The organism is Oxalobacteraceae bacterium OTU3CAMAD1 (assembly GCA_024123915.1).
Classification (GTDB): Bacteria; Pseudomonadota; Gammaproteobacteria; order Burkholderiales; family Burkholderiaceae_D; genus Rugamonas.
Genome location: CP099650.1, coordinates 1,180,350 through 1,204,816 on the forward strand (window position 1 = coordinate 1,180,350; position 24,467 = coordinate 1,204,816).

At 65.7% G+C, this 24,467-nt stretch carries 18 protein-coding genes; 10 read left to right on the forward strand and 8 right to left on the reverse strand.

The features are described from left to right. Window positions 1–49: 49 nt before the first annotated feature. Window positions 50–1,072 carry an alpha/beta hydrolase gene (locus NHH88_05000; protein ID USX15160.1) on the reverse strand — a complete coding sequence of 341 codons (1,023 nt, stop codon included), beginning with the start codon at window positions 1,070–1,072 and terminating at the stop codon, window positions 50–52. Between the two features lie 210 nt (window positions 1,073–1,282). Here NHH88_05000 and NHH88_05005 point away from each other — a divergent pair, with 210 nt between their 5' ends. The 7 genes from NHH88_05005 (at window position 1,283) to NHH88_05035 (ending at window position 12,480) form a co-directional block, all read left to right on the forward strand. After that, a complete protein-coding gene (locus NHH88_05005) occupies window positions 1,283–3,553 on the forward strand; it encodes a DEAD/DEAH box helicase (GenBank protein ID USX15161.1) in 2,271 nt (756 codons plus the stop codon). 447 nt (window positions 3,554–4,000) lie between these two features. After that, on the forward strand, window positions 4,001–5,887 hold the full coding sequence (locus NHH88_05010) for a Mu transposase C-terminal domain-containing protein (GenBank protein ID USX15162.1): 1,887 nt from the start codon (window positions 4,001–4,003) through the stop codon (window positions 5,885–5,887). 378 nt (window positions 5,888–6,265) lie between these two features. Further along, entirely contained in the window at window positions 6,266–7,873 is a 1,608-nt protein-coding gene (locus NHH88_05015) for a flavin monoamine oxidase family protein (protein ID USX15163.1), read from the forward strand. Then, a complete protein-coding gene (locus tag NHH88_05020) occupies window positions 7,870–8,289 on the forward strand; it encodes a cytochrome c (GenBank protein ID USX15164.1) in 420 nt (139 codons plus the stop codon). Before NHH88_05015 ends, NHH88_05020 begins: the two co-directional genes overlap by 4 nt. Window positions 8,290–8,323: 34 nt before the next feature. After that, the gene (locus tag NHH88_05025) at window positions 8,324–8,884 is read left to right on the forward strand and encodes a RidA family protein (protein ID USX15165.1); all 561 of its coding nucleotides are present in this window, start codon (window positions 8,324–8,326) and stop codon (window positions 8,882–8,884) included. Between the two features lie 72 nt (window positions 8,885–8,956). Further along, a complete protein-coding gene (locus tag NHH88_05030; GenBank protein ID USX15166.1) occupies window positions 8,957–11,428 on the forward strand; it encodes a TonB-dependent receptor in 2,472 nt (823 codons plus the stop codon). 134 nt (window positions 11,429–11,562) lie between these two features. Further along, window positions 11,563–12,480: an alpha/beta hydrolase gene (locus NHH88_05035; protein USX15167.1), complete on the forward strand. Its 918-nt coding sequence runs from the start codon at window positions 11,563–11,565 to the stop codon at window positions 12,478–12,480. A 12-nt stretch (window positions 12,481–12,492) separates the two neighbouring features. On the opposite strand, the gene NHH88_05040 is transcribed toward NHH88_05035, so the two are convergent. Further along, window positions 12,493–12,867 carry a nucleotide pyrophosphohydrolase gene (locus NHH88_05040; protein ID USX15168.1) on the reverse strand — a complete coding sequence of 125 codons (375 nt, stop codon included), beginning with the start codon at window positions 12,865–12,867 and terminating at the stop codon, window positions 12,493–12,495. A 130-nt stretch (window positions 12,868–12,997) separates the two neighbouring features. Here NHH88_05040 and NHH88_05045 point away from each other — a divergent pair, with 130 nt between their 5' ends. After that, a complete protein-coding gene (locus NHH88_05045; protein USX15169.1) occupies window positions 12,998–13,888 on the forward strand; it encodes a DUF2807 domain-containing protein in 891 nt (296 codons plus the stop codon). A gap of 14 nt (window positions 13,889–13,902) precedes the next feature. Here NHH88_05045 and NHH88_05050 read toward each other — a convergent pair whose 3' ends face one another. From NHH88_05050 to NHH88_05060, 3 genes are all read right to left on the reverse strand, one after another. Next, complete coding sequence (locus tag NHH88_05050; GenBank protein USX15170.1) at window positions 13,903–15,783, reverse strand: EAL domain-containing protein; 1,881 nt, start codon at window positions 15,781–15,783, stop codon at window positions 13,903–13,905. A gap of 102 nt (window positions 15,784–15,885) precedes the next feature. Next, window positions 15,886–16,542 carry a DUF2807 domain-containing protein gene (locus NHH88_05055; GenBank protein USX15171.1) on the reverse strand — a complete coding sequence of 219 codons (657 nt, stop codon included), beginning with the start codon at window positions 16,540–16,542 and terminating at the stop codon, window positions 15,886–15,888. Window positions 16,543–16,667: 125 nt separating this feature from the next. Then, entirely contained in the window at window positions 16,668–17,603 is a 936-nt protein-coding gene (locus NHH88_05060; protein USX15172.1) for a LysR family transcriptional regulator, read from the reverse strand. Between the two features lie 128 nt (window positions 17,604–17,731). On the opposite strand from NHH88_05060, the gene NHH88_05065 reads away from it, so the two are divergent. Together NHH88_05065 and NHH88_05070 are read left to right on the forward strand one after the other, a co-directional pair. Then, window positions 17,732–18,472 (forward strand): substrate-binding domain-containing protein, encoded by a 741-nt coding sequence (locus tag NHH88_05065; protein ID USX17269.1) that lies wholly within the window; start codon window positions 17,732–17,734, stop codon window positions 18,470–18,472. Window positions 18,473–18,493: 21 nt separating this feature from the next. Then, window positions 18,494–19,807 carry an MFS transporter gene (locus NHH88_05070; GenBank protein ID USX15173.1) on the forward strand — a complete coding sequence of 438 codons (1,314 nt, stop codon included), beginning with the start codon at window positions 18,494–18,496 and terminating at the stop codon, window positions 19,805–19,807. A 22-nt stretch (window positions 19,808–19,829) separates the two neighbouring features. Here NHH88_05070 and NHH88_05075 read toward each other — a convergent pair whose 3' ends face one another. The 3 genes from NHH88_05075 to NHH88_05085 form a co-directional block, all read right to left on the reverse strand. Beyond that, on the reverse strand, window positions 19,830–22,400 hold the full coding sequence (locus NHH88_05075) for a chemotaxis protein CheW (protein ID USX15174.1): 2,571 nt from the start codon (window positions 22,398–22,400) through the stop codon (window positions 19,830–19,832). 110 nt (window positions 22,401–22,510) lie between these two features. After that, entirely contained in the window at window positions 22,511–22,801 is a 291-nt protein-coding gene (locus NHH88_05080; GenBank protein USX15175.1) for a PsiF family protein, read from the reverse strand. A gap of 128 nt (window positions 22,802–22,929) precedes the next feature. Then, on the reverse strand, window positions 22,930–24,465 hold the full coding sequence (locus NHH88_05085) for a tryptophan 7-halogenase (protein ID USX15176.1): 1,536 nt from the start codon (window positions 24,463–24,465) through the stop codon (window positions 22,930–22,932). Window positions 24,466–24,467 lie beyond the last annotated feature (2 nt).

Sequence of the window (24,467 nt, forward strand, 5' to 3'; positions counted from 1 at the left end):
AAAAGAGAGACGGGATACGCCCCGCCTCTCTTTTTTTCGTGGGTGGTTCTTAACGGTTCAACTCTTCGAGCAGGGCGCGGTGGAACGCGGCCGGATCTTCCATTTGCGGCGCGTGGCCCATGCCCTTGAATTCGACCAGATGGCCGTTCGGGATTTGCTTGACCGCCTGCTTGCCCAATACCTCGTACTTGCCGATTTTGGCCTTGACGGCCGGCGGCGCGATGTCGCTGCCGATGGCGGTGGTGTCGGCGTCGCCGATGATCAGCGATGTCGGCACCTTCAGCAGCGGAAATTCGTAGACCACCGGCTGCGTGTAGATCATGTCGTAGATCAGCGCCGAGTTCCAGGCCACGATCTTCTTGCCCGGTCCCGCGTTCATCCCGGCCAGCATATCGACCCAGCGCTCGTACTCCGGCTTCCAGCGGCCGACGTAGTAGGTCGATTTCTCGTAGGCGCGCACGCTGTCGGCCGTCATCTTCAATTCGCGCTCGTACCACTGGTCGACGCTGCGCGCCGGCACGCCCAGCGCCTTCCAGTCTTCCAGCCCGATCGGATTGACCATCACCAGCCGCGACACCGCCTCCGGATACATCAGCGCATAGCGCGTGGCCAGCATGCCGCCGGTCGAGTGGCCGATGATGGCGGCCTGTTTGACGCCGATGCTCTTTAGCAGCGCCTCGGTGTTGGCGGCCAGCTGCTGGAAGGTGTATTGATAGTGTTCCGGCTTGGTCGAGGCGCAGAATCCGATCTGGTCGGGCGCCACCACGCGGTAGCCGGCCGCGCTCAGGGCGGTGATGGTCTGCTCCCAGGTCGCGCCGCAGAAGTTCTTGCCGTGCAAGAGGACCGCCGTCTTGCCGTTGGCCTTGGCCGTGGGCGCCACGTCCATGTACGCCATTTGCAGCTCTTTGCCTTGCGAAGTGAAAGCGTAGTACTGCAGCTTGTGCGGATAGGCGAAGCCTTCGAGCTGCGGCCCGTAGGTGGCGGCGAGGGCCGGGGCGCAGACGGCGGCGGTGGCGGCGGTGGCGGCAAAAGCGGCGGCGGCCAGGGTAGGGACGAAGCGGGTGGACGGCATGGCATTCTCCAGGGTCGGGGGAGCGGTCAATATAGGGTCGGCACGATAGGACGGCAATCGGGAACGCGGGTATTACCCTTAATTTGCCCTTAATTTGCCTCGAAAGCACCCCGTTTCACGCAAAAAAAGGCTGAAACCGGCGAGACAGAGTAAACTACGCCCAAATTTCTTTCGCAATTAGGCGATTCGAACATACTTGTGAGTGACGCCATGTCTGACACCCCAACCTCCCCCATCACCCTTTTCACCGATCTGAATCTGAGCGCGCCGCTGATCAAGGCCCTCAAGGACGTCGGCTACGAGTCGCCTTCGCCGATCCAGGCCGCCACCATTCCTTCGCTGCTCGATAACCTCGACGTGCTGGGCCAGGCGCAGACCGGCACCGGCAAGACCGCCGCCTTCGCGCTGCCGATCCTGTCGCGCATCGACATCAAGCAAACCACGCCGCAGGCGCTGGTGCTGGCGCCGACCCGCGAGCTGGCGATCCAGGTGGCCGAGGCCTTCCAGACCTATGCCGCGCACATCCCCGGCTTCCACGTGCTGCCGATCTACGGCGGCCAAAGCTACGGTCCGCAGCTGTCGGCGCTGCGCCGCGGCGTGCACGTCGTCGTCGGCACCCCGGGCCGCGTCATCGATCACCTGGACAAGGGTTCGCTCGACCTGTCGAAGCTGAAAACGCTGGTGCTCGACGAGGCCGACGAGATGCTGCGCATGGGCTTTATCGACGACGTCGAGCGCATCCTGCAGGAGACGCCCGACAGCCGCCAGACCGCGCTGTTCTCGGCGACGATGCCATCGGCGATCCGCCGCATCGCCAACACCTATCTGCGCAGCCCCAAGGAAATCACCGTCGCCGCCAAGACCGGCACCGCCGAAAACATCCGCCAGCGCTATTGGCTGGTGTCGGGCATGCACAAGCTCGACGCGCTGACCCGCATCCTGGAAGCTGAAAACTTCGACGGCATGATCATCTTCTCGCGCACCAAGCTCGGTACCGAGGAACTGGCCAGCAAGCTGCAGGCGCGCGGCTTCTCGGCCGCCGCCATCAACGGCGACGTCCAGCAGCAGCAGCGCGAGCGCACGATCCAGCAGCTCAAGGACGGCAAGATCGACATCCTGGTCGCCACCGACGTCGCCGCGCGCGGCCTGGACGTCGAGCGCATCAGCCACGTGGTCAACTACGACGTGCCGCACGATCCGGAAAGCTACACCCACCGCATCGGCCGCACCGGCCGCGCCGGCCGCAGCGGCGAGGCGATCCTGTTCATCACGCCGCGCGAGAAGAACCTGCTCAAATCGATCGAGCGCGCCACGCGCCAGCCGATCGGCATGCTCGAGCTGCCGACCATCCAGGCGGTCAACGACGTGCGCATCGCCAAATTCAAGTCGCAGATCAGCGAAACCCTGGCCCAGGGCGAGCTGGAACAGTTCCAGTCGCTGATCGAGGACTTCGAGCGCGAACAGAACATCCCGGCGATCGAGATCGCCGCCGCGCTGGCCAAGATGGCGCGCGGCGACGTGCCGCTGCTGCTCGATAAGAAGCAGCAGACCGCCGCCGCCACCTGGGACGAGCGGCCGGGCCGCCAGGTCGGCTTCGAGCGCCATGACCGTGGCGACCGTCCCGATCGCGGCGACCGTGGTGACCGGTTCGAGCGTGGCGACCGCGCCGAGCGTCCCGACCGCAGCGACAAATTCCCGAAAAAGGAGCGCGTGGTGCGCGCCGCCGATCCGGGCATGCAGACCTTCCGCATCGAAGTCGGTTACCAGCACGGCGTCAAGCCGGGTAACATCGTCGGCGCCATCGCCAACGAGGGCGGCATCGACTCCAAGCATATCGGCCGCATCGAGATCTACGACGACTACAGCGTGCTCGATATGCCCGACAACCTGACCGGCGACGTGCTCGATCACCTGGCCGGCATCAAGGTCGCCGGCCAGCAGCTGCGCATCGGCCGCGATAACGGCGACGCCGCCCCTGCGGCATCGGCGCCAGCTTCGGCCCCGGCTCCGGCCCGTCCGGCGCCGGCCAAAGCCGCCGCCCCGGCCAGGGCGCCCGCCGCCGACAAGCCGGTCGCCGACAAGCCGGCCGCCTCGCCGCTGGCGCGCGCCGCCCGCGTCGACGCCGCTGAACTGGACGACGCCGCGCCGAAGAAGAAAAAGGAAAAGCCGGGCAAGGTCACCCTGCCGATGAGCGCCTTCCGCATCGAAGTGGGCAGCAACAACGCCGCCACCCCGTCCAACATCGTCGGCGCCATCGCCAACGAGGCCGGACTGGAAGCCAAGCACATCGGCCGCATCGAGATCTTCGACACCTACAGCATGGTTGAGTTGCCTGACGGCATGCCAGACGAGTTGTTCAAGCACCTCGGCAAGGTCTGGGTCGGCGGCGCGCAGCTGAAAATCAGTCATGCGGACCGTATGCCGCCGGAATCGGGCAAGTCCACGCCGCCGAAGAAAAAACCGGCCGGCAAGAAATACTAAGGCGGCGCGGGTAGCATACCCGCCGCTTGTGTCACATCCAAACGGGGCCGCGAGGCCCCGTTTTCCGTTGGCGCAGGCCGTCCATGTTGTTGCACGGACAAGGTGCGCGCATCTGTTGCGTTGCACCAAAACAAAGCTTGACTTGGCGCAAAGATATCTTTTCCCATACCCCATATGAACGACTCTCATAGGAGAAGCTGCTTGACGGCAAGGCTGGCCCGCTTATTGCATATGTGATAGCACATCCCTATAAAAGGCGTGCCGGCCGAGGCGCCTCAACCTGGAGACAAGTCGTTTAGATCGGAGCATTGAGATGACATCATTCAGGAAGCTGTGGAACACCTTTGTCGATTCGCTCAAGCCGCAGATTCTGCGCGAGCATAATCAGGCCGGCCCGTACGCGATCATCGTCGATAGCCGGCCATTCACCGTCTCGAAGGGGCGCTAATGCTACTGCGGAACGACCTGCTGCACTATACGCATCCGTCTCCGCGCACCGTCCGCATCTTGTGGATCGCTCCCGAGCAGAGCCACGCCTATGTCTTCGACGTGGCGGCCCGCTCGGCCGATGTAGAACTTGTCCAACTGTCGGTGCTGCACGCCGACATCCGGGCCGGCCGCGCCAGCGTGCTGCCGGCCGACCCTTATTTAATGGTCGTCAGCCAGGACCTGCTGCCGCCCAAACACCTGCAACTGCGCGCGCGCGCCTGGGAGATCATCGAGCCGCTGGTGGCGCTGGAGCCGGGCATCTACGAGGCCCGCCAGCGCGGCCAGCTGATCGCCCGCGCCACCGGCGCCCACGGCGTCTCGCACCCGACCATCTACCGCTACCTGCGCCGCTACTGGCAGCGCGGCCAGACCCCCAACGCGCTGCTGCCCGATTACTGCAACTCGGGCGGCAAGGGCAAGGTGCGCCAGGCCTCGGCCGGCGTCAAGCGCGGACGCCCGCGCAAGAACGGCGCCGACGCCGGCCCCGGGCTGAACGCCGACGAGGAGATCCGCCGCACCTTCCGCGTCGCCATCGCGCGCTACGCGGCGGGCCACGCCAAGTTCTCGCGCCTGGGCGCCTATGAACAGATGCTCGACGAATTCTTCGTCGAGCGCCGCATCGACGAGGAATCGGGCCGCGTGCTGACCACGCCGGCCGGCCGCAGCGCCGTGCTGCCGACCTTCGGCCAGTTCAACTACTGGCTCGACCACGACGACGACCGTCCGCCCGAGGTGGCGCGCCGCGGCGACGGCGCCGCCGCGTTCTGGCCGCCCGCAGCCACCGCTCCCGTGTCCAACGCGCCCGCCGCCGTGATCGGCCAGCCGGCCGCGCTAACGCCGCAGGCGCTGCCGCCCGGCCGCCCCGGCGCCGGCTTCTATCTCGACGCCGTCTGCGCCGAGGTGCGGCTGGTCTCGCGCGCCGACCGCCGGCAATCGATCGGCCGCCCGCGCATCTACCTGGCGATCGATTCGTTCAGCCGCCTGGTCACCGGCGTCTACATCGGCCTGGGGCCGGCCAGCTGGCCGCAGGCGATGCTGGCGCTGGCCAACTGCGGCGCCGACAAGCAGCGCTACAGCCAGCAGTTCGGCCGCCGCATCGAGGCGGCGCAGTGGCCGTGCCGCCACCTGCCCGAAACCCTGTTCGCCAACGCCGCGTTGACGGCCGGCCTGGAGCGCGGCGAAGGCGGCATGGCCCCGGCCCTGCTCAACAACTTCAACCTGCGCTGCGTCGCCGTCGACGACGGCCCGGGCGACTGGAAGGCGGTGCTGGAAAAGCGTTTCCGCCTGCTCGCGCCGGACGACGAGGGCGCGCCGTGCCGGCTCGACGGCGTGCTCGATCTGGAGCAGTTCACCCGCATCGTCATCGACTGCGTCCTCTATTACAACAACCGCCACCCGCTGCGCCACGCCGGCAACGCCACCCCGCGCCAGTTGTGGGACTGGGGCGTGGCCCATCGCGGCGGCAGCCTCAAAACCTATCCCGAGCACCTGATCCGCTGCAGCCTGATGCCTGTGGCGGCGGCGCAGGTCGGCGCCGACGGCATCCGCCTGTTCGAAAGTACTTACACCTGCGCGCGCGCCATCAACGAGCGCTGGTTCGACCGCGCGCGCTTGCGCGGACACTGGAGCGTCAAGGTCGCCTACGATCCGTCCAACCTGGACATGATCTACCTGCTCGATCCGGCCGCGCCGATGCAGTTCCACGCCTGCCACCTGGACGACGCCTGCGGCGCCCAGCGCCACCTGTCGGCCGAGGAAATCGCCCGCCTGCCACGCGGGGCGGCGTCCGCGCCGGTGCTGCCTGCGCGCAGCGGCGCGCCGGCCCTGGTCAGCTTCGCGGGCTGATTTCCCGCGCGGTCCCCGCCGGCGCGGTCCAGCGTCGTGCATCCTTCAATTTCCCTTTTCGGTGCCTGCCACTTGCTGGTGCGCGGCGCCGCCGCCGGCCCGCCTTGTCCGCGCGCGCACGCCGCGCCGCGCCGCGAATAAAGTCCGTTTCGCGCAAATAAAGTTTGTCGCCAACAGCGATTTTCAGCGTGCTTCCGGAGTGCTGTCGGCGTCCATGTAAAAACATTGTTCGATGAAGGGAGACCTTATGCCATAAGGCTTTCCGGCGCTGCGAAGCATGTTTGTTTTGGTTGTTTAGCGTGGCACGAGCCTTGCTAGATTGGAACTATGGGTAAGCAAGTCACCCAAGTTATTTCAGGCAGACTGGTGAGGAAACCGATGGAAAGCAAAACAGTAAAACCGTTTAAACCGTTTAGTTCATTTACCCGTAGGGACTTTCTGTACCGGGCCGCCGCCGTCGGCGGCACCGGCCTGCTGTTAAACACCATGAACGCCTGGGGCATGGGCATCGGCTCGACGTCCTCGGCGCCGCCGGTCCTCAGCGGCAGCGGCAAGGGCAAGAAGGTGGTGATCCTCGGCGCCGGCCTGGCCGGACTGACCGCCGCCTACGAGTTGGGCAAGCTCGGTTACCAGTGCCAGATACTCGAGGCGCGCGCGTTCGCCGGCGGCCGTTGCCAGACCGCCCGCAAGGGCTTCAGTCTGACCGAGTTGGGCGGCGACAAACAGACCTGCGCCTTCGACGAGGGCCAATACATCAACCACGGCCCGTGGCGCATCCCGCTGCACCACCAGTCGACCCTGCATTACACGCGCCTGTTCGAGGTGCCGCTGGAGGTGATGGTCAACGAGAACGACCACTCCTATGTGTACTCCGAAAACGCCGGCCCCTTCGCCGGCAAGCGCATGCGCATCAAGGAGATCAAGGCCGACATGCGCGGCCACGTCGACGAGATGCTGGCCAAGTCGATCAAGAACAACCAGCTCGACGCCGAGCTGACCGCCGACGACAAGCGCCTGCTGCTGGACTACCTGGCGCACGAGGGCCAACTGGCCGGCGCCGACCTGAAATACAAGGGACGCACCGGACGCGGTTTCGCCGTCTATCCGGGCGCCGGCACGGAGCCGGGTCCGGGCAAGCAGTCCGACCCGCTGGGCTTCAAAGACCTGCTGGCGTCCAAGCTGGGCAACGTCTACAGCGCCGTGCAGGACTTCCCGATGCAGGCGACCATGTTCCAGCCGGTCGGCGGCATGGACGCGATCCCGAAGGCGTTTGAAAAGCGCGTCGGCAAAACCATCCGCTACCGCGCCGAGGTGCAGACCATCCGCCAGAACGACAAGGGCGTGACCATCGCCTTCAAGGACACGGCCACCGGCAAGGCCTCCAGCGTGACGGCCGACTACTGCCTGTGCACCATCCCGCTGTCGGTGCTGCGCCAGATCGACACCGATTTCTCCGACACGTTCAAGAAGGCCGTCGCCACGGTGGCCTACGCGCCGGTCGGCAAGATCGGCCTGCAGATGAAGCGCCGCTTCTGGGAGGAGGACGACCATATCTACGGCGGCCACGTGCTCACCGACATCAAGGGCATCAACACCATCTCGATGCCGTCGTACGGCTGGCAGAAGAAGAAGGGCGTGCTGCTCGGCTATTACCAGTACCAGACGGCCGCCATCGAGGTCAGCGCGCTGACGCCCACCGAGCGCGCCGAATTTGCCGTCGCCGCCGGCCAGAAAATCTTCCCGCAGTACCGCGACGAATACGAGAACGCGTTCTCGGTGGCGTGGCACCGCGTGCAGTACAACCTGGGCGGCTGGGCCGAGTGGACCGAGAAGACCCGCGCCGCCGCCTATCCGACCCTGCTCGAGGGCGAGGGCAGGATCATGCTCGCCGGCGAGCACCTGAGCTACCTGACCGGCTGGCAGGCCGGCGCCATCGAATCGGCCTGGCAGCAGATCGCCAAGATCCATGCGAGGGCCAGCGCATGAGGGACACCTTACTGAAGGCCGCGATGGTGATCGTGGCGGCATTCGCGGCCGCCGCCAGCGCGCCGTCGGGGGCGCAGACCACTGCGCCGGACGGCAAGGCGCTGTTCCTGAAAAACTGCGCGGCCTGCCACCAGGCCAGCGGCAAGGGAATACCCGGCGCATTCCCGCCACTGGCCGGCAGCAAGTTCGTCACCGGCGACCACGCGGAGGTGGCCACGGTGCTGCTCAAGGGCCGTGGCGGCATGCCGGACTTCAGCGAGACCATCAGCGACGCCGACATGGCCGCCATCCTGACCTACGTGCGCGCCAGCTGGGGTAACAAGGCCGACGCGCTGACCGAGGCCGAGGTGCTCAAGCTGCGCGATGCGCTGGGCGTGGCCCAATTCGGCAGCGCCGAAATGTCGAACAAACACTGATTACCGCTATATACAACCCAAGGAAGACGAGACCATGACCAAAGCATCTAGCAACGCATTGACCAAATCCTTCGCCGCATTGTTGATCCCCGCCGCCATCGGCCTGCTGTCGGCATCGCCGGCGATGGCCGCCGCCAAGGCCAAGGTGGAGAAGGTGGAGGAAAAGGCCGACATCGTCCGCCACAAGATTCCAAACTCCGACTTCCCGATCGCGCTCGCGGTGACGATCCCGCCGACGGCCACCATCCACTTCATCAGCGGCCAGGTGCCGGCGGTGATCGACAAGACCGCCGCGCCGGATTCGCTGGCCGCCTTCGGCGACACCAAGGCGCAGACCGAGACGGTGCTCAAGAAGATCAAGGAGATCCTCGAGGGCATGAAGCTGGAGATGTCCGACGTCGTCAAGATGCAGGTGTTCCTGGTCGGCGATCCGGCCAAGGGCGGCAAGGGCGACACCAAGGGCTTCATGGAAGCCTACACCCAATACTTCGGCGGCGCCCAGCCCAACCTGCCGGCGCGCGCCGTGGTGCAGGTGGCCGGCTTGAGCAACCCGGGCTGGCTGGTCGAGATCGAGGTGGTCGCCGCCAAAAAATAAGCGGCATCGGAATGAGGTTCGGGTTCGGGTTCAGGTCTTACTTTTCTAATTATTCAACTGGGGATTTAAAATATGCATAAGGCCACACTCAAGATCGGCGTCGCAGCCGTGTTGTCCACCCTGGCGATCGGCGCCGCATATGCGGCCAATCCGGCCGATGCCGCCGTCGACGCCGCCGTCGACGCCGCTGCCGCGCCGGCCGATGCCGCGTCGGCCGGTTCGGTGATCGTCACCGGCACCCGCTCGAGCGGCATGAAGGCCGAGAACAGCGCCTCGCCGATCCAGGTGCTCGACTCGGCCTCGCTGATGCGCACCGGCCAGCCGGACCTGATCCAGGCGCTGGCGCAGAACCTGCCGTCGTTCACCGCGCAAGCCTTCGGCGGCGACACCGCCAACCTGACCCTGTCGGCCCGCCTGCGCGGCCTGAGCCCGAACAACACGCTGGTGCTGATCAACGGCAAACGCCGCCACGGCACCGCCAACCTGGCCGTGCTGGGCGGCCCTTACCAGGGCGGCGCGGCGGCCGACCTGAACTTCATCCCGGTGTCGGCCATCGACCATATCGAGGTGCTGCAGGACGGCGCGGCCGCCCAATACGGCTCCGACGCCATCGCCGGCGTGATCAACATCATCCTCAAATCGAACGACCATGGCGGCACCGCCTCGGCCACCGGCGGCGGCTACTGGGACGGCGGCGGCAAGACCGTCGGCGGCTCGGCCAACATCGGCTTCGAACCGTTCAAGGACGCCTTCCTGAGCGTGACGGCCGAATCCAAATACCACGACTACAGCGACCGTGGCGGCATCGACCCGCGCCTGCTCGACGCCGGCAACATCGCCGCCGCGCCGGGCATGACGTCGATCCCCGGCTACCCGTACCTGAACAAGATCCAGGGCGACGCCCAGTACCACCTGCAGGTGTTGGCGGCCAACTTTGGCTGGGACGTGACCAAGGACGTCCAGATTTACAGCATCGCCACCTACGGCGAGAAGGTCGCGCGCGCCTACGAGAACTATCGTCTGCCGACCCGCATTCCGAAGATGTACCCGCAGGGCTTCTCGCCGAAAGAGAAGATCAACCAGAAGGACTTCGGCTGGACCGGCGGCGTCAAGGGCAAGCTGGCCGAGTGGAACCTGGACCTGAGCACCACCTACGGGCGTGACAAGTCCGAGATCGGCGTCGAGGACTCGGCCAATGCCTCGCTGTTCGCCGACACCGGCTTCTCGCCGACGACGTTCAAGGCCGGCGCCTTCATCGCCAGCCAGCTCACCACCACGCTCGAGTCGAGCCGCGAATTCGACGTCGGCTGGAGCAAGCCGCTCACCTTCGCCGCCGGCGTCGAGCACCGCATCGACAAGTACGAGATCCAGGCCGGCGATCCGGCGTCGCGCTACAAGGAAGGCTCGCAGTCGTATCCGGGCTTCTCGCTGACCGACGCGGGCAGCCACCGCCGCACCAACAAGGCCGCCTACATCAACTTCGCCGGCAATCCGATCAAGGACCTGACGGTCGACTTGGCTGGGCGCTACGAGCACTTCTCCGACTTCGGCGCGGCCCGCGTCGGCAAGCTGACCTCGCGCTACGAACTGACGCCGACGGCGGCCGTGCGCGGCACGTTCAGCAACGGCTTCCGCGCGCCGACCCTGGCCGAATCGTACTACTCGGCCACCAACGTCGGCCCGACCAGCGCCTTCGTGCAGCTGGCGCCCAATTCGCCGGGCGCGCGCCTGGTCGGCGTCGACGGCCTCAAACCGGAAGCGTCCACCAACCTCAGTCTGGGCATGGTGCTCAACCCGGCCAGCAATTTGAATATCACGTTCGATGTCTACCAGATCAAGATCCGGGACCGCATCGTCGGTTCGGGCGCCTTGTACGGTTCCGGCGGCGCGGTCAACTCGCCGGCCGTCACGGCGGCGATCCTGGCCAACGGCAACGTGCTCGATAGCACCGTCAGCCAGACCGGCATCAACATCTTCTCGAACGCGGTCAACACCCGCAGCCGGGGGCTGGAGTTCGTCACCACCCTGAACGAGAACTACGGCGCATACGGCCGCGTGGACTGGTCGATCGCGGCCAACTACAACAAGGTCGAAGTCACCAAGATCAACCAGGCGCCGACGCAGCTGCTGCCGCAAACCTTGCTCGACAAGACCGCCATCTCGAACCTGGAGACGGCCTCGCCGAAGATGCGCGTGAACCTGGGCGCGCTGTGGAAGATCGGCGACTGGACCATCAACCTGCGCGAGGCGATCTACGGCAAGTCGAACGACTACGGCAGCGAGGACGGCTCGGTCTATCACAAGACCGAGATCAAGGCCAAGGCGATCACCGATCTGGAGGTGGGATACAAGGTCAATCCGGCGTGGTCGGTGGCGGTGGGCGCCAATAATCTGTTCAACACCTACCCGAACGGCGTCAATCCGGCGCTGCTGGCCGACCAGCGCGCCGCGCTGGACAACGCGGCGGTGACGGTGCTGCCGTCGTTCTCGCCGTTCGGTATCAACGGTGGTTACTACTACGTGCGGGCCAACTATAAGTGGTAAGCCGTTGACGCGGTAACCCGCACCCCCGCCAGAGGGGTCGTACCCCAAGGGGTACGACCCCGGTGGTGCGCGTCGTGCGGGTTTAGCTTTCGCATGTTGGTGTAGCATGGCGGCTTCACACCACGGAGCGTCGCATGTTGAAAATGATGGGCAGAACCCTGCTGGCCGCAGCCATCGCCGGTAACGCGGGCGGCGCGGCCGCCGCGCCGATGACCTTACAGCACTACCTGGCCCTGAACGGTCCCGCCCCCAGCCTGCACGTGGCATACGGCGCCGCGCCGTCCCAGTTCGCCGAACTGTTTGCGCCGACCGGCGACGGCCCGTTCCCGGTCGCGGTGGTCATCCATGGCGGCTGCTGGACAAAGGAATTCGGCGGCATCACGCAAATGCGCAATATCGCCGGCGACCTGCTGCGCCAGGGCGTGGCGGTGTGGAACGTCGAATACCGCCGCTTCGACGAGGAGGGCGGAGGCTACCCGGGCATGTACCACGACGTCGCCACCGCGATGGACCGCCTGCGCGCGCTGGCCCCAGCCCACCGGCTCGACCTGTCGCGCATCGTGCTGGTCGGGCACTCGGCCGGCGGCCACCTGGCCCAATGGGCCGGCTCGCGCGCGCGCCTGCCGCGCACCAGCCCCCTGTACGTGGCCGATCCGTTGCCGGTGCCGACCGTGATCAGCCTGGGCGGACTGGCCGACCTGCGCAACGAGGCGGCCCTGATCAAGACCAGCTGCGAGCGCGACACCGCGCAACTGGCCGGCACGCCGAGCGCCGAGCGGCCCGACGTCTTCGCCGACACCTCGCCGGCCGAGATGCTGCCGTCCGGCGTGCGCACGGTGCTGATCCACGGCGAATTCGACACCGTCTCGCCGATCAGGGCCGGCCACGATTACGCGCGCCGCGCCATCGCCGCCGGCGACGCGGCGGAAGTGGTCGTGCTGCCGGGTGGGAGCCATTACGACGAGGTGGCGGCGACATCGCCGTCGTGGTCCATCGTCTCGGCGCAGATCCGCAAGGCGCTGGGCATCGGCGAGCAGCCGGCGGCGCGCTAGGGCGGCGGCCAGTTAGTATTCGGTGGATTTGCGGGCGTCGCCGCGCACCCGGTCGGCCGGGTACTTGGCCGCGTTGAGGGCCATTTTCTCCAGCGCCGCCGCGCGCAGGTCGACGCCGGTCTTGTCGGCCAGCTGGACCAGGTACAGCAGCACGTCGGCCAGCTCGTGGCGGATGCCGGCGCGTTTGGCGTCATCGAGTTCGGCGTCGGCGCCGGTGTGCAGCCACTGGAAATGCTCGGCCAGCTCCGCCACCTCGACCGAGAGCGCCATCGCCAGGTTTTTCGGGGTGTGGAACTGTTCCCAGTCGCGCTCACGGGCGAAGGCGCGCGTCCGCTCGCGCAGTTCGGTCAGGGTGTCGGAGGAAGGGGAGGAGGGTTTGGTATCCATGGCCGCAATGGTAGCACCATCCGTTTTTGCGCTTCATTCCCCGTTTTCGACGGTTTGTCGCATGCCGAGGGCGGGGAGCGGAGCCGCTGGCTATAGTGACAACACTATATAACTCCACGGATAACCGATCATGCGCCGCTCCGCCATCGCCTTCGCCACCATCGCCGCCTTCTCCACCCTGGCCACCATCGCCGGCTGCGCCGTCATCGTCATCCCGGAAGACGGCAACATGCAGTACAAGACCTCCTTCGGCGGCAACGCGGTCGAGGGCAACGGCCAGGGCGCCGTCGAACGGCGCGACGCCCTCGTCGCCGCCAATGTCGACGGCATCGACATCAACGGCCCTTTGCAGGTCGAGGTGCGCGTCGGCGAGGCGGCCTCGCTGCGGGTCGAAGGCGACAGCAACCTGCTGCCGCTGCTGCGCACCGACGCCAGCGGCGGCACCCTGCGCGTCTGGGTCGAGGGCAGCGTGCGCGCCTCCAATCCGCTGCGGGTCGTCTACACCACCACGCAACTGCGCCGCATCCAATCGAACGGTTCCGGGCGCCTGTCGGTCACCGGGCTGAATGGCGGCACCTTGAACCTGAGCCAGAACGGTTCGCGCGCGGTGCAGTTGGCCGGCAATGTGAGCCGGCTGGAGGCGCGGTTGAACGGTTCGGGCAGTGTCGATGCGAACGGCCTGCAAAGCGGCTCCACCGTGGCCAGCTTGAACGGCTCCGGGCGGCTCAACCTGGGCAACCTGCAGGGCGAGATGCTCAACCTGGACCTGCACGGCTCCGGCGGCGTCAACGCCAGCGGCAGCGTGCGCAGCATGATCGTGCGCCTGTACGGCTCCGGCAGCGCAGACCTGGCCGGCCTGGCCAGCCAGAGCGCGGAACTGAGCGCGCACGGCTCGGGCAGCATCTCGGCCGCCGTCAGCCAATCGCTGGTGGCCGACGCCAACGGTTCCGGAAGGGTCACCGTGTACGGCAACCCGGCGCAGCGCAGCGTCAGCGGCAAGCGCGTGAGCGTGTTGCAGTAAAAGACGCGCGCGATTTACGCGGCGGCGGCATTGTTGGTCAATTGTTCGATCATCGCCGCCAGCGGCATCGGCCGCCCGTACAGATAACCCTGTAAACACGGGCAGCCATGGCCGATCAGGAAATCGGCCTGCGCCCGTGTCTCCACGCCTTCGGCCACCACGTGCAGCCCCAGATGGCCGGCCATCGCCAGGATCGATTGCACCAGCGCCGCGCTGCTGCCGTCGTCCGGCGCGTCGATGATGAAGCTGCGGTCTATCTTGAGCTCATACAGCGGCATTTTTTTCAGGTAGGCCAGGCTGGAATAGCCGGTGCCGAAATCGTCGATCGAAAAGCGCAGTCCCAGCGCCGCCAGTTGATGCATGCGCGCGACGGTGTCATCCAGCTTATCGATCAACAGCCCTTCCGTCACCTCCAGTATCAGTCGCTCGGCGGGCGCCCCGGTCTCGGCCAGGGTGCGCTGCACCAGCGCGACGAAATCCGGTTGGCGGAACTGGCTGGGACTGACGTTGACCGACAGCGGTATCGACACGCCGGCGCGCTCCAGCAGCAGCACCGCCTCGCAGGCCTGGCGCAGCGCCCAGGCGCCCAGCGCCAGGATCAGTCCCGACTCCTCGGCCACCGGGATGAAGACGGACGGCGGCACCATCGCGCCGCCGGCCAGCGGCCAGCGCATCAGCAGCTCGCCGCCGATGGCGCGGCCGTCGCGGTCGACCTGCGGCTGCACGTGCATGCGCAGGTCGCCCCCGGCCAGCGCGGCGGCCAGGTCGCGCTCCATCGACAGGCGGTGTTCGACCGCGGTCTGCATCGCCATCTCGAAGAAGGCGATGCCGTTGCGGCCCTCGGCCTTGGCGCGGTACATCGCCGTATCGGCCTCGCGCAGCAGGTCGTGCGCGTTCTGTTCCTGCCCGCCGTTGAGGGATTTGGGCAGCATCGTCACGCCGATGCTGGCGGTCGACGTGTATCGCTGGCCCTCGATCTCGAACTCCTCGCCGATGGTGACGCGGACCTTTTCGGCCACCGTGCGCGCGGCGTGGGTGGCGCTCTCAAGGTCATCGGCCAGGTGCGCCAGCACCACGACGAATTCGTCGCCGCCGATGCGCGCCACGGTGTCGGCCTTGCGCACCAACTGGCTCAGGCGACCGGCCGCCTTGCACAGCAGCGCGTCGCCGATGGCGTGACCGCGCGCGTCGTTGATGGTTTTGAAGCGATCGAGATCGACGAACATCACCGCGCTGAAGGTGGCGCTGCGCGCGGAGCTGGCCAGCAGCGTGTCGATGCGGTCCATCAGCAGACGGCGGTTGGGCAGGCCGGTGAGCACGTCGAAGAAGGCCAGCCGCTCCAGCGAATCGGCGCCGGCGCGCAGTTCGTCGAACGAGCGCGCCAGTTGCTGCAGCAGCACCGCGCACGACAGCGTCAGCACCGCCGCGATGAACATGAAATTGATCGAGATGATGGCCGACTTGAGGAAGGCGTGGTCGGGCATGCCCTCGATCTCCACCTTGGCGTTCTCCTCGTAACCGAGCACCATCACCGCCAGTCCGGCCAGCAGCAGCATCCACAGCGCCGGGCGCAGTCCGAGCAGCAGCGCGGCGAGCACCGGGATGGCCAACAGGTAGATCTGGCTGACCGGTCCGATCTTGAGCAGCAGGCCGACGCCGACCACGAAGGCGACGGCCAGGAAGTTATACACCCGGATGTTGTAGGCCACCTCGCGCAGCAGCAGGACGGCGCCGATCCACGACAGCGCGATGACGTCGACGACGACGATGGACCACATGCCCTCGCTGGCGGCGAGCAGCATGCTGGGGACGGCCGTGGCCAGTCCAAGCAGGAACACGATCAGCAGCAGCCTGGCGAAAATCCGCGCGCGCCAGTGCGCTATGTCGTTCGGCACGGCCACGTTTCCCCCGGTGCGTTGCGTTGATGGCGACCCTGTTATTGTTCTTCTGATAGTACCCGCAATCGCCACCCGTGTCACCGGGCCGGCCGGCCCGGTTTAGTCCCTGGAGTTGACGCTGCCGATGCCCGACACCGACTTGTTGACCGTTTTCGGCTTGCCGTAGTAGTTCAGGGAGCCCATGCCCTTGGCCACGGCGTTGAGCAGGTCGCTGGCGTAGACGCTGACGCTGCCCACGCCTTCGAAGTTGACATCGACCCGTTCCGCGTGCAGCGCCTTGGTGTCGACCTGGCCCACACCCTTGGCGTTCAGGCGCAGGTATTTGACCTTGCCGCTGGCGACCAGTTGGCCGGCACCCAGGTAGCCGATGTCCAGGCGGTCGGTATTGACCTTGCTGATGATGGTTTCGCCGGCGCCTTCGACCTTCACCCGGCTCAGGGTCGGCACGGTGATGACGATGCGCGGATTGCCGTTGGAGCCCTCGTAGCTCTTATCGGGCATGGAGATCTGCAGTTCGTTGTCGACCACCGTTGTCTTGAGGTCGGCGACGAACTTGTCGTCGCCGCGCACCACCACCGACTGCGTCTTGCCCGCTTCGACCGTCATCGCAAACGCGCCCTTGGCGTTGACGGCGATGAACGGCGGCAGCGCGCGGGTCGATTCCGCCGCCAGCGCCGGGGCGCTCACCGCGTACAAGGTGGAGGTCAGGGCGCCGAGGAGGGCGGTGGTCAGGACGGCGGAAGCGGTGCGGCGCATGGTGAATCCTTGATGGTTTGTTCAATGGTTACTTATTTTGATAACGTTGATTTTACTGAACTTCGCCACCGTGGCCGACAACTTTGCGACGAACTGCAAAAAAGTGGCGATGTGTTGCGCTGCGGCTACGTTTTGCCCTGGCTGGCCGCCGCCCGGCCGCCGGCGGGGCGCTTCGACAGCGATTGCTTGAGCAGTTCCACCAGCCGCTGGGCGCCCGGCGACAGCACATGGCCGCCGCGCCGGATGACGCCCAGGGTGCGGTTCAAGTCCTGGTTTTTCAGCGGCACGGCGCGCAGGCCGTCGCCGTCGCGCATCGCCAGTCGCGGCACCACGGCCACGCCCAGACCCGCCTTGACCATCTCCAGCAACGTCGACACGTGCTGCACTTCGATGAAGCCGGGCACGCGCTGGTCGGCCGGGCGCCGCGCGCGGTCCAGCAGCAGGCGGTTGCCGCTGGTCTGCGCCACCGTCATGTAGGGATGGCCGCCGATGTCGTCCCAGTCCACCGCGCGCTTGCGCGCCAGCGGATGGTCGGGCGGGCAGGCCAGCACGAAGCGCTCCTGCAATATGGGCTCGAAGACGATACCCGGCTCCTGGGCGCCGAGGAAGTTGACGCCGAAATCGCAGCCGCCGCGCACCACGTGGCTAAGCACCTCGGCCGAACCCTCGTCGATCACGCGGATGCGGATCTTCGGGAATTCGGCGTGGAAGCGCCGCAGCACCGGCGGCAGCATGTGGTGCGCCACCGACGGCACGCAGGCCACCGCCACCTCGCCGTAGTGGCGCAGCGAGATGCCGCTGATATTGTGCAGCGACGCCTCGACGCCGTTGAGGATCTCTACCGCCTTGTCGAAAAACTCGCGTCCCACCAGGGTCAGGCTCACGCGCCGCGTGGTGCGCTCGAACAGCCGTGCGTCGAGCGCCTGTTCCAGCTTGGCGACGCGGCGCGACAGCGCCGGCTGCGACAGGTTGAGCGATTGCGCCGCCGCCCGGAAGCCGCCTTGTTCGACCACCGCCACCATCGCCTGCAGGTCGGACAAGTCGAATCGCAGCTGGTTCATGATTGATGCCTCAGAGTGATCAATGGATAGGAAATGAACATTTTACTTTATCAATCGCGCTTCCGATAATGAGCGCAAATCCTTAAAAGAATGGAGACGGCACCGTGTTCACCCGCTTTTTATCGGCCCTGCTACTGGGCTGCGCGCTGTTCTCCGGCGCGGCCGGCGCCGAGCAGCTCGACGTCATGAATTCCGGCGGTTTCACCGCCGCCTACAAAGCGTTACAAAAAAAATTCGAAGCCGCCTCCGGCCACACGCTCAATACCGCATGGGGCCCGTCGATGGGCAAGTCCCCGCAGGCGATCCCCAACCGCCTGGCGAGCGGCGAGCCAGCCGATGTCGTCATCATGGTGGCCTACGCGCTGGACGACTTGATCGAGCAGGGCGTGGTCGACCCGGCCAGCCGCACCGAGCTGGCCGATTCGCGCATCGGCATGGTGGTGCGCGCCGGCGCGCAGCTGCCCGATATCTCCACGCCGGAAAAACTCAAACAGGTGATGCTCGCGGCGCGCTCGATCGGCTACTCCGACAGCGCCAGCGGCGTTTATATCGAACGTGAGCTGTTCGACAAGCTCGGTATCGTCAAGCAAGTCAAATCCAAAGCGCGTATGATCGAGAAGACACCGGTGGCCGCCCTGGTGGCCAGCGGCGAGATCGAGATCGGCTTCCAGCAGGTCAGCGAACTGCTGCCCGTTCCCGGCGTCGTGCTGGCCGGACGCCTGCCCGAATCGCTGCAAAAGGTCACCGTGTTTGCCGCCGGCGTTCCGGTCAAGGCGCGCCATCCCGGCGGGGGCCGGGAGCTGATCGCCTATCTGGCTTCCGCCGCCGCCCGTGACGAGGTCCGCGCCAGCGGACTCGATCCAAAGTAACCGCACCGCATCGAGGACCACATGACATCCACCGCTTTAGAAAAAAACGCGCAATCCCGTCCCGGCACCGTTTTCCGCGTCGTCAGCGGAAATTTCATGGAGATGTTCGACTTCTTCCTGTTCGGGTTCTACGCCACCGCCATCGCCAACGCCTTCTTCCCGGCCGGCGACGAGCTGGCGTCGTTGATGATGACCTTCATGACCTTCGGTGCCGGCTTCCTGATGCGGCCACTGGGCGCCATCTTCCTCGGCGCCTATGTCGACCGCGTCGGCCGCCGCAAGGGCTTGATCGTCACCCTGGCGTTGATGGCGATGGGCACCTTGCTGATCGCGTTGGTGCCGGGCTACGCCACCATCGGTTATGCGGCGCCGCTGCTGGTACTCACAGGCCGCCTGCTGCAGGGCTTCTCGGCCGGCGTGGAACTGGGCGGCGTGTCCGTTTACCTGGCCGAGATGGCGACGCCGGGTCGCAAGGGCTTCTTCGTCAGCTGGCAGTCGGCCAGCCAGCAGGTCGCCGTGGTGGCCGCCGCCGCGCTGGGCTACGGCTTGAACAAGTGGCTGACACCAGCCCAGGTGGGCGAGTGGGGCTGGCGCATTCCGTTCTTCGTCGGCTGCATGATCGTGCCCGTGTTGTTCGCGATCCGCCGCTCGTTGCAGGAAACCGAGGAGTTCAAGGCCCGCAAGCACCGCCCCGAGGTCAAGGAGATCTTCCGCTCGATGATGAACAACTGGGCGCTGGTCATTTCCGGCATGATGCTGGTGGCGATGACCACCGTGTCGTTCTACCTGATCACCGTCTACACGCCGACCTTCGGCAAGAGCGTGCTGCACCTGACCACCAGCGCGGCGTTGATCGTCACCCTGTGCGTCGGAGTGTCCAACTTCATTTGGCTGCCGGTGATGGGCGCCTTGTCGGACCGCGTCGGCCGCCGTCCGCTGTTGCTGTGCTTCTCGGCGCTGGCGATATTGACCGCGTATCCGGCGCTGCACTGGCTGGTGAATTCCCCAAGCTTCGCCCACATGCTGGAAGTGGAACTGTGGCTGTCCTTCCTGTACGCCAGCTACAACGGCGCCATGGTGGTGGCGCTGACCGAGGTGATGCCGGTCGAAGTACGCACGGTCGGCTTCTCGCTGGCCTACAGCCTGGCGACGGCGGTGTTCGGCGGCTTCACGCCGGCGATCGCCACGGGCTTGATCGAATACACCGGCGACAAGAGCGCGCCGGGTTGGTGGATGACGTTCGCCGCCGCCTGCGGCCTGTGCGCGACGTTGATCCTGTACCGTCGCCAGCGCCTGCAGGGCGCCGACGCCCCGGCCCGAAGCATGGCCGCGTAAAAAGAGGCAGCGCCTGCCGCCGTCAGGTGCGCAGGCGCGCGAACAGGCGCTCGATATCGATCTCCTGTATCAGCAGATTGCCCTGGTTGGCCTTGATCAGGCGCGGCGCCAAGGTCGACTCGCCAGCCCCCAGCGGCAACTCGGTCATGTCGGCGGCGTCGAACTGCTGCACCGAATGCAGATCGTCGACCAGCAGGCCGATGGTGCTGTCGCCAAGGTGCACCAGCATCACCTGGCTGTTGTCGGTGACGACACCGGCTTTGCCGGTCGCCAGCAACGCCAGATCGAACACCCACACAAAATGTTTTTGACCGCCGGCCAGCGGCACGTCCAGCATGCCGAGGCGCGCCGGGTTGTTGCCCGCCGCCTTATTCACTTTGGCGAAGGGTACGGCTTCCTGTATCCGCGCCGCCTTCAGCGCCATCAAGGTGCGCCCGACATGGAAGATGGCGAAGTCCGGGCCGGTGTCGCTGCGGCGCTCGATCCGCGCGGGCGGTACAGGCATCGCCGATTTGTCGCGCACGGGGCCGAACGACTCGATCAGCACCGACAGCACCGGTTGCTCGATGTCCGCATTCGGGCCGGCACGGAACTCGCGATATCCCGAGGCGCGCGTGCACGCGGCGATCACATATTGGCCGCCATGCAGCATGATCCGCGCGACGCTGGCGCCGTCGCCGTTCTCGGCCGCCGCCAGCAGGCCGGCGTCCAGCGCCAGGGTATCGCCGGGCGCGCAGGCCGGGTCGGTGGACGACAGGATGCGGCGTTCCGGCGTGATGAAGAAGGCGTGCATGTTCCGGCGTCCGGCGACGCCGCTATGCAGCATGTTGAGCAGCTCGGGACGCGAATCGAACACGATGCCGATGCCGCCGACCACCGTGGACGTCTGCTCCGGGTGGCGGATCGCCGCGTGATAAATGAAGGTTGGCTCTCCGCCGTACAAGGCCGATGGCGCGAACGGCTCGGCATAGTGATCAAGTTCGCTGCGCAGCGCGCAAACGCGGCCCAGGGTGGCGCCATCGATATGGGTGCCGATGCTGGTTGGGACGTCTTGGCTTTCGCCGGTGCTGGCGACGATGCGGCCGGCGCGATCGTAGACGAACAGGCGCGCGTAGACGGTGTACAGGCTGTTGATGTAGGCGAGGACTTCGCTCATCGCGGTGGTTTGTTCCGCCGACGGATAGGCCAGGCCGCGCCGCAGTTGCGGCGTCAGCGCCCACCAGCGGCAATCGTTGGCGCGTTCGTACAGATTGCGGTCCAACATATCGACCAATAGCCGCGAGGTCAGTTCGGCCTCGCTGATGCTGGCGGTGAGCACGGTCTGGTACAGGTCCTGGATCGAGCGGGAAAAGATCGCGTCGCTGCGGCCTCCCGTCTCGGTGATCTGATCGAGCACGGTATTGAGCCTGTTGACGTTGCCGCCGTGTTGTCCGTGGCTGTCCACCAGATCGTTGGCGGCGCTGGTGACCTTGCCGTTCCAGACGATGCGTTCGATCGTGCGGGTGGTGCGCGTCACCGCAGTCATTAAATCATGGAGGGTTGGGCTGAAGGCCTGCGCGTGCGACAGCAGGCCTTCGATCAACTCCGGATCGACGCCGCCCAGCGCATCGGCGCCAGTGTTTCGGAAGGCCAGATCGACGGGCATCATCAACTGTCCTTTCCAGCCGGACGGGCCGGGATAGCCCTGGTAGCCGTCGGAGCGGAAGGTGCGCACCAGGTATTCGCGGCCGCCGAACATCAGCAGGTGGGGCAGGCCGTCGACGTTGGTCGGCACCTTGACGCCGGCCGGTATCCACAGCGGATCGGCGCTGCTGATGACGCGGTCTTGCGCGTCGAGCAGCAGCATGTTGGCGCGCTGCGACGGATCGCGGTAGGACGCGAAGATGGCATCCATCTCCTGGTCGAAATTGAAGCACAGGCACAGCACGCCGGCCGGCTCGCCGCTGTCCGGGTGCGACATGCGGTGCGAATACACCAGCGCGCGCGCTTTGCCGGGCCGCAGGTCGGTGGCGCGGAAGGTCTCCACATAGCCGGAAGCGGCCAGCGTTTCGGCCAGCAGCGGATCGCGGCTGTGGGTTACCGGGGTGGCGGGATCGGCCTGCACCAGCACGCGCCCGTCCAGGTCCAGCAGCACGATCTCGTCGTAGACGGTGTATTTGTCGCGGTAGTCGGACAGGCGCTGGCGGGCCGCTTCGAGGCCGCCGTCACCCTCATCATCGTCATCGATGCCGGCGACGAAGCGGCACAGATCGACGTCGGTGGCCAGGAATCCGACATCGGCGGTGCGTTCGAACAGGTTGCGGACCAGGATATCGATCGCGTAGCGCGCCTGGGTACCCAGGTCGGCCAGCACGTGGCGCACCTTTTCCTGCACCAGATTGGCGATCAGCGCCCGTTCCAGCTGCGCGAAACCGGTGCGCGTGGCCACCATCGCCGGCAGCAGCAAGCGCGCCTCGGCCGGGCAGTTCATCTTGGCCGACGACTCGATCAGCTGCCACATTTGATTCAGCTCGCGCAGCGACAGCTCGCAGCGGGCGACGTCCGGCATATAGGGCAAAAAGGTGTCGGAGCTGGCGGCGGGTGGCGTTTTCATATCTTGGGTTCGACACAAAAAAAGTATTTCCGCAGCAATTTTTATGCCAGATAGGCAAGAGTAAGCACAAAAAAAACGCCATCCGGTGTGGATGGCGTTTGATATGACTATCAGGCCTTGTTACTGAGGCATGTTTTCATGAATGCCTTGCGCTCGTCGCCTTTTTTCCCGGTGGCGTCGGCATTACATTTTTTCATCTTGTCTTGCTGCGTGAGCTTTGCTTCCGGCGCTGCGGGCTTGGCGCTCAGGCATTCCTTCATGAATGCCTTGCGCTCATCGCCTTTTTTTCCGGTCGCATCGGCGTTACAGGTTTTCATCTTGCTTTGCTGGGCTGTCGGCTCGGCGGCAAACACCGCGCCGCTCAGCGACAGGATCAGGCTGGCAACGAACAGTTTTTTCATCATGGTTTCCTCTGCGGTCGAAATGCGAATGGTCGGGCCCGTGGCCACATGAGGACTATAACTGAAGTTGCTGGCGCCAGGACAGTTTCCTGGCGCCAGTCAGATTACGGCTCGGTAATCTCCAGCTTTTAGGCGGCTTTGGGCGATTCGGCGCGGCCGCAGTAGCGTTGGACGTAGGCCTGGTGCGTCGGCAACTGCACCACCGTGCGGTCGACCTGGGATTTGATGTTGCCGAGGAATTGCTTGAGCTCTTCGTCGCCCATCAGGTCCGCCGTTTGATGGTGCGACCGGGGCATGATGCCCTGGCCTAGCATCACCTGGATCCACGAGTTTTCGGCGAACAGTTCGTTCGGGACTCGGAATACGCGGCCCGTTTCGCGGAACAGGTCGAGACGGTGCTTGAGCGAGTTCGGAATGCTCATCTCGCGGCAGTCGATCCAGAACTGCGAGTCGGTGCGGTTGTTGACGTGGTAGTGCAGGATGATGAAGTCGCGAATGTGCTCGATCTCGTGGTTGCACTGGGCGTTGTATTCGGCGATGTCGGTTTCGCGCACGCCGTCCGACGGGAACATCTGCATCAACCGCACCACGCTGCGCTGGATCAGGTGGATGCTGGTCGATTCGATCGGTTCGAGGAAGCCGCTCGATAAGCCGATGGCGACCACGTTGCCTTTCCAGGTTTGCTTGCGCTGGCACGGCTTGAACTTGATCACGCGCGGTTCAATCAAGGTGCGGCCTTCGACGTTGGCCAGCAGCTGCTTGCGCGCCGTGTCGTCGTCCAGGTAGCGGCTCGAATAGACAATGCCGTTGCCGACGCGGTGCTGCAGCGGGATGCGCCACTGCCAGCCCGCCTGGTGCGCCATGGAGCGCGTCAGCGGAATGGCGTCGTCGACCGACTCGGTTTGCACGGCGATGGCGCGGTCGCAGAACAGCCATTGCGACCAGTCCTCCATCGGTTCCTCCATCGCGTCGCCGATCAGCAGCCCGCGGAAGCCGGTGCAGTCGATGAACAAGTCGCCTTCGATCTCCTGACCCGATTCGAGCACAATGGAGCGCACGTCGCCACGCCTTTCGCCTTCCTCATGTTTGGTGTAGCGGACGATCTTGCCCTCGATGCGCTGCACGCCGCGCGGTTCGCTCAGGCGGCGCAGGTATTTGGCGTAGCGGCTCGCGTCCAGGTGGTAGGCGTAGTTCATGCCGTTGTTGGGCAGGTGCGCGAAGCGGTGCTCCAGCGAGGCTTTGAGTTCCAGGCAGTAGTCGCCGTAGTCGCTGGCCAGCCCGCGCTCGACACCCTTGTGCCAGAAGTGCTGGAAGCCCGCAGTCCAGTGGTCCACGCCGGTGAAGCCGAAGGAGTGGATGTAGTTCTCCTTGACGTTGCGCCATTCCTCGAAGGAGATGCCCAGCTTGAAGGTGGCCTGGGTCTCGGCCATGAATTCCTGCTCGTTGATCTCGAGCAGGTTGTGGAAGTTCATCAGCGTCGGGATGGTGGCCTCGCCCACGCCGACCGTGCCGATTTCATCGGACTCGATCAGTTTGATGTCGAGGCGCTTGCCCAGCACCTTGGCGATGCCGGCGGCGACCATCCAGCCGGCGGTGCCGCCGCCGCAGATGACGACGCGGCGCACCGCTTGTCGATTGTTCGACTCTTTGTTTTGGTCTTGCATTT